The organism is Bilophila sp., from assembly GCF_057864385.1.
This window is the reverse complement of sequence record NZ_DBMAFI010000111.1, coordinates 1-6,384: the sequence shown is the minus strand read 5'-3', so window position 1 is coordinate 6,384 and position 6,384 is coordinate 1. Positions and strand designations below refer to the sequence as shown.

Annotated in this window: 4 protein-coding genes; all 4 read right to left on the bottom strand. The window is 60.4% G+C overall.

Annotation, left to right across the window (positions count from 1 at the left end; all coding sequences use genetic code 11):
* Positions 1-85: 85 nt before the first annotated feature.
* The 4 genes from ACZM8Y_RS17460 to ACZM8Y_RS17445 all read right to left on the bottom strand — a co-directional run bounded on the left by ACZM8Y_RS17460 (position 86) and on the right by ACZM8Y_RS17445 (position 5,906).
* On the bottom strand, positions 86-1,543 hold the full coding sequence (locus tag ACZM8Y_RS17460; protein WP_482334466.1) for a catalase: 1,458 nt from the start codon (positions 1,541-1,543) through the stop codon (positions 86-88).
* A 685-nt stretch (positions 1,544-2,228) separates the two neighbouring features.
* Complete coding sequence (locus tag ACZM8Y_RS17455) at positions 2,229-3,965, bottom strand: formylglycine-generating enzyme family protein (protein ID WP_482334463.1); 1,737 nt, start codon at positions 3,963-3,965, stop codon at positions 2,229-2,231.
* On the bottom strand, positions 3,958-5,184 hold the full coding sequence (locus ACZM8Y_RS17450) for an FtsX-like permease family protein (RefSeq protein WP_482334461.1): 1,227 nt from the start codon (positions 5,182-5,184) through the stop codon (positions 3,958-3,960). Before ACZM8Y_RS17450 ends, ACZM8Y_RS17455 begins: the two co-directional genes overlap by 8 nt.
* 2 nt (positions 5,185-5,186) lie before the next feature.
* Positions 5,187-5,906 carry an ABC transporter ATP-binding protein gene (locus ACZM8Y_RS17445; RefSeq protein WP_479859735.1) on the bottom strand — a complete coding sequence of 240 codons (720 nt, stop codon included), beginning with the start codon at positions 5,904-5,906 and terminating at the stop codon, positions 5,187-5,189.
* Positions 5,907-6,384 lie beyond the last annotated feature (478 nt).

Genomic DNA, 6,384 nt, shown 5'->3' with positions numbered 1-6,384 from the left:
GGAATGTTATTGGGGAAGGGAGGGAAAAGCTTTTCTTCAGAAAAGTTTTCCCTCCCTTCCCCAATCCTTCTCTTCCTCCACTCTCTTACAGCTTCACGTCGCTCATAGGGATGCCGAGGGCGTCGGCAACGCCCTTGCCGTAAGCGGGATCGGCCTTAGAGCAGTTGTAGATGTGGCGGATCTGGATCTCACGGGGCACGCCGTGCATGGCGCGGGCGGTGTTGCCGAAAAGGGCTTCCTGCTGTTCGGGCGTCATCACCCGGAACAGCTTGCCGGGCTGTTCGTAATAGTCGGCGTCGTCACAGGGATACTTCCAGCGGTCGGCGTCGCCGGAAAGCTTCAGCGGCGGCTCGGAGAAATCAGGCTGATCCTTCCACGCGCCGTTGCTGTTGGGCTCGTAGTTGGTGTAGCTGCCGTAGTTGCCGTCAACGCGCATCTGGCCGTCGCGGTGGTAGCTGTGGAACGGGCAGCGGGATCTGTTCACCGGGATGAGGTGGTGGTTTACGCCAAGGCGGTAACGCTGCGCATCGCCGTAGGAAAAGAGGCGCCCCTGCAACATCTTGTCCGGCGAAAAGCTGATGCCGGGAACGATGTTCGCGGGGTTGAACGCGGCCTGTTCCACTTCCGCGAAATAGTTTTCAGGGTTGCGGTTCAGTTCGAGCTCACCCACTTCGATGAGCGGGTAATCCTTGTGATACCAGACCTTGGTCAGATCAAAGGGATGGTAGGGCAGCTTCTCGGCGTCGGCTTCGGGCATGACCTGAACGAACAGGGTCCAGCGCGGGAAATCGCCCTTTTCGATGTGCTCATAGAGGTCGCGCTGATGGCTTTCGCGATCCTTGGCGATGATGGCTTCGGCTTCGGCGTCGGTCAGGTTCTTGATGCCCTGTTGCGTCCTGAAGTGGAATTTTACCCAGAAGCGTTCGTTGTCGGCGTTGATGAAGCTGAAAGTATGGCTGCCGAACCCGTGCATGTGGCGGTAGCTCGCGGGAATGCCGCGATCGCTCATGACCACGGTCACCTGATGCAGCGCTTCGGGCAGGAGCGTCCAGAAGTCCCAGTTGTTTTTGGCGCTGTGCATGTTGGTGCGGGGATCGCGTTTGACCACATGGTTCAGGTCGGGGAATTTCAGCGGGTCGCGGAGGAAGAAGACGGGCGTGTTGTTGCCCACGAGATCCCAGTTGCCCTGATCCGTATAGAATTTGATGGCGAAGCCGCGGATGTCGCGTTCGGCGTCGGCGGCGCCGCGCTCGCCCGCAACCGTGGAGAAGCGCATGAACAGGTCGGTTTTCTTGCCGATCCGGGAGAACAGGGAAGCCTTGGTGTAGCGGGTGATGTCGTGGGTGACCGTAAACGTGCCGTAAGCGCCGGAGCCTTTGGCGTGCATACGGCGTTCGGGGATGACTTCACGGTCGAAATGGGCCAGCTTTTCGAGGAACCACGTATCCTGAAGCAGCATGGGGCCGCGGGGCCCGGCGGTAAGGGAATTTTCATTATCAACTACCGGGGCTCCGGCGTTGTTTGTAAGCAGATCATTGGACATGGTTGCCTCCTTTTGTTTTTTCCGGCTGGCCGGGTGAGGTTGGGACGTTGCAAGGAAACAGCGATGCCCTGTGTGTAGGGAACATAGGCGCTTCTCACATATAAGTCAATAATAATTATTTTTACTGATAATAAAGATTCTTTATTTTCCTTTATTATCAGTTTGTTACTTTAGAAGAAAAGAAAGAAAAGGCTATGATTTTCCTGGAATGCCAAATACCATTTGCCAATGGCGGAAAAGGAAGGCCACAGGGAAGGTATGGAGGGAAAGAGGGCGGAAAAGGAGCGGGGGGGCAGGCAGAGGGGAAGAGGATGATAAGGGGCCGTCCGAGGGGGACATTCGCCTTTTCGATGATTTTTCAAAGGTTCTGTTATAGCATGTGGTTGTTTTATTTCAGCAGGATGCTGAAAAGAGAGACTTTTTCTCCAATTTTTCCGCTGACGGACTCCATGATGGGGGAACTTTATTGGTTATACCTTTGGAATTTTAAGAAATAAAACATCAACCGTTTCCTATGACACAGCCTTTCAAATATTCATTTTGAATTTCAGAGAGTTGAAATGCGGCTTTCATTGCAGAAGCGAATGCCCCGTCCGGGGGGACAACAAGCCGGAAACGGAGGGGAAGCCGAGACAGCCCGCAGGGAATACGGGGGAGGGAGAGGAGTCCTCCCTCCCCTTCAGGATCATTTCCCTTTGGGAATCAAGGACAGGATGTCCTTTCTGAGCGCATCCGAGGAGAGCAGGGTCAGCTTGCCGCCGCGCAGTGCGGCGACGTGCTTTTTATAGATGCGGAGTGAGGCGTTTTGTTTGACGAGGTGCGGGGCCTTGCCGGACATTTCCTGCCCGATGCCTTTCAGCTCTTCGTCAAAAAGGGATTGCGGCACCTTCCGGGTGTTCTCCACCGTCTGCTTGTAAAACAGGAGCATGGAACGGAATTCGGCCTCCTGATTGTCTATGCCGGTTTTGGAAAGGGCGATGCCCTTGTCGAGGCTGGCAAGGACTTGCTTATACTGCTTGGCTTCGGCGGCTTTCATCTTGGGCAGGGCCGCCGTGATCTGCTTTTTCTTGTCCTCGAAGTTTTGCAGCTCCTTGCCGATGATTTCCCGCTTGATCAGGCAGTCCTTGAGCATGGTCACAAGGTAGACGGCGGAACGGATTTCGTTGGATACCGTGGATCGCTTCTGGCGTTCGAGCGAAATGTTGTTTTCACGGATCAGGTTTTGAAGCCCCTTGAGGCTGGCCTTTTCCGCATCGCTTCCGGCCCGCGCCTCAAGCTGGGCCACCAGTTCCAGCGGATCGCCGGAGGGGTTCAGCTCGGCGGACAGTTCTATCCCGGCCTTCTTCCATTCCGAAGCCAGTTCCGCGGGCCTTGCGCCGCCGGGGGTGTTGATGCCGGAAAGGGCGATGCGGAATCCGAGATCCCGCGCCTTGTTGGGCCCGTCCTTGAGGAAGGGGGCCACTTCCTCCCTCCTTCCGGGCATGACTTCGTCCTGCGTGGACAGGAAGCCGCCGCCCTTGCGGATAAAGCCGCCCGTGGAGCCGTGGAGCCGCCCGCCGAGGGAGAACTGGAAGCCGTCCTGCACCATTTCGGCGGCGTTGCCCGCCATGTCGTAGAACCCCGCCGGGTTGGGCTTGCGCGAGCCGATGCGCTGGAGCGTTTCTTCCGAGGTCCCCTCACTGCCGCGGAACACGGCGTAGTCCTTGACGGCGTCGCCCGCCGGCATTTCAAAGAAATCCTCTTGGCTCAGGGACAGCGGCGAAACCTTCTGGGCGCCGCGCGCCGCGTATTCCCATTCCGCTTCCGTGGGCAGGCGGACAAAGGCGGTGTTCCTGTCGTCCCCCTGAAAGCCGGGCAGGGACTGCGGGGCGTTGGCAAGCAGCCATTCCGTATAGTTTTTGGTAAATTCCTGCGCCTCATGCCATGAAACTTCGACGACGGGGCGCGCGTCCTCAGGGCTGAGGGCGGGGAGGGCGTCCCCATCCCTGCACTGCCCGCCCATGACGGCATCCCACTGGCGTTTGCTCACCTCGTACTTGCCTTCAAAATAGAACTGCATGGCGTCGGCGTCCGGGTTGGCGGCCTTGATTTTCCGCTGCCAGTCGGGAGGGAGATCCTTGAGCACGAAGGGGCCCGATATGGCGGACGCATACGGGCCGTCATAATAGCCGCGATCATCGGAACCTCCGTCCCGGCGTCCGAAACGGGTTTCGAGATCCCAGAGCAGGCCCTTGCCGCGCACCCCCACAGCCTTGAGCACCATGCTTTGCCCGCAGGGCATGGGCAGGATCAGATCATCGGGGGCGGGGTTGGGGTTGAAGGCGTCTTCGGCCTTCACGTCGCCCCGCGCCTTGAGCGCGGCGTGCCCCGTACCGGGGGAGAGCAGGCAGGCGGCAATCAACAGGAAACACCATTTATTCATCGCGGATAACCTCGGAAGGTGAAAGGCGGCCGCACGAAAGGCTCGGCGGCAGGGCGGCCAGCAGGGACAACACAAGCACGACGCCGACAGCCCCCCCGACATGCGCCCACGACAGGCGGCAGACGGCGCCGAGTTCCGCGCCGAGGGGGAAGAGGGCGTTGATGACGCCCGCGACGGCGGCGTAGAGTGCGAAGGCCAGCCCCATGCCGAGCGCGGATGTGGACAGCGCCTGCACCAGCGGGAAGCATACGATGTCCGCCCCGGAAAAGCCCATGAGCCGGATAATGCCGAGCACGCGGCGCTTGCGCCGGATGGCGGCGACGAGGTTGCTCGCCGTGGACGCGAGGAAGCCCACTCCCGCCGCGAGGCAGATCAGGCCGAATACCAGCGTTGTGGAGCGGTCCAGCATTTTGACGTTTTCGATTTCTTCGGCGCGGGTATAGACGTCGATGTTCCGGGCGCCCAGAAAGTCCCGCAGCGAGGCCACGCCGTCAAGATCCGCGGCATAGAGCCGGAACGAAGGGTAGAGCCGTTCGCCGTCTCCGCGCGCCGTCCCGTCCCAGCCGCGTTCCGGCACGCCCATGCCGTCGCGGTAGGTTTCGGCGTCCTCGGCAAGCGACGGCGGCACAAAGGCGGCCTCCTTCTGGAGCGCGGACAGCGGGAGTACGGCCTTGACGCGCAGGGGCGTTTCCGCCTGTTCCCGCGTCATGCCCCGCGCCCGCGTGACCCGCCCGGTCAGTAGGGTTCCGGCGCGCGCTCCGAGCTTGTCGGCGGCGGGCGCGGTCAGGATGATTTCGTCGTCCTTCAGGGCCGCGTTTCCGGCGAAACGCCGGGTCAAGGGATCGCCCGCACCGGAAGGGATGAGGCTGACGTTGACCGGGTTGGGGGGCAGCCCGCCTTTTTTTTCGGAGGCGGGGAGCAGGCCGATGGTCGCGGCTATGGCCCGCGTCTGGGGGACCACATAGCCCACGTCCTGGCGTTTCCGCAGCTCCTCGAAGAAAGCCTTGCCGTATTTGCCGCTGCCCACGGGAACGATTTCAAGGTTGCGGGGATCTTGGAGCAGCCGCTCCTGAAGGTTGCCGATGACGCCGTTGCGCACGCCGAACAGGATGAGCAGGGGAGCCAGCACGGTCGCCAGCGCAAGCACCGCGCACAGCGACAGGGCGCGTTCGTGCCAATAGTCCCTTAGGGCCATGCCGCAGATGATGGAAAGACGCATGTTCACCCCCGCAGCGTGGTGTTGATGGAGCCGTCCCCGCCGTCCACATCCAGACGCAGGCAGCGGAAGCCGTTTTCCTCGACCAGCCTGTGGTCATGCGACACGACGACCAGCGCGCATTCTCCGGCCAGTTCCGTAAACAGGCGCATGACGTTCTTCGCGGTCACGGGGTCCAGCGCGGCGGTGGGCTCGTCGGCAAGCACGAGATCAGGTTTCGGCAGCAGCGCCCGCGCGATGGCGGCCCGCTGCCGTTCCCCGATGGACAGCTTGCCCGGCAGGGTGCCGAGCAGGTGCCCGATGCCGAGGCGTCCGGCCAGTTCCTTCAATCCGGCGTCCACGGCCTTGGCGTCCATGCCCTTGGCCCTTCCCGGCGCAGCAATGTTGTCTCCGGCGCTCAGGAAAGGCAGGAGGCCGCCGGTTTGCAGCACGTAGCCGATATGCCGCAGCCGCAGGCGGGCCATACGTTCCCGCCCTCCGCGCCGCCAGAGCTCCGCCACATCTTCCGGCGCATCACCCGGTGCGCTGAACAGGAATGTTTCCGCCCCGCTTGGGGGCAATATCATGGCGAGCAAGTCCAGCGCGGTGCTTTTCCCGCACCCGGAAGGGCCGATCAGTGCGATTTTTTCACCGGCCCGGATGGTCAGGGAGTCGATGCGGAGCCGATACGTGTAGTCCCGCGCTTTCCGTTCGAGCGTGACGTTTTGCAGTTCGCAGAGATTCATAGGGGAATGCCTCCTGCGGCAAGGTGCGGGCCGCTTTGGCGGGGCTGCCGCCCCTTGGCCCTGCCGGGGGCATCATGCCCCCGGCCCCCCAGTGCCGCCGCAAGGCGTTTCAGCCGAAGCTGCGCTTCGCCCGAAACGCCTTGCGGCGAGCCCGTGGGCGTCTGCCGTTTCCTGAAAAAACAAAAATATATTTATATATCTTCTGGTCTTGCAAGGAAATGCGAGTTTGGAAAAGCTCTTTTTTCCGAATCAAAAACCGTTTCAAGGAAAGCCGTGAACAAAAATTTGATAAAAAGGAAGGCTCTGTTCTGGTTTGTGGTTGTTTCATCTCCACAGTGAGGTGAAAATACAGCCTTTTTTTCCGGTTTTCCCCTTGGCGGGATCCACGGCTAAGGCATTTTGCATGTTATCCCTTTGGATCTTCAAAGAAAAAAGCATCAACCATTTTCTATAACACAGCCAAAAGGAAAGCCTCGGA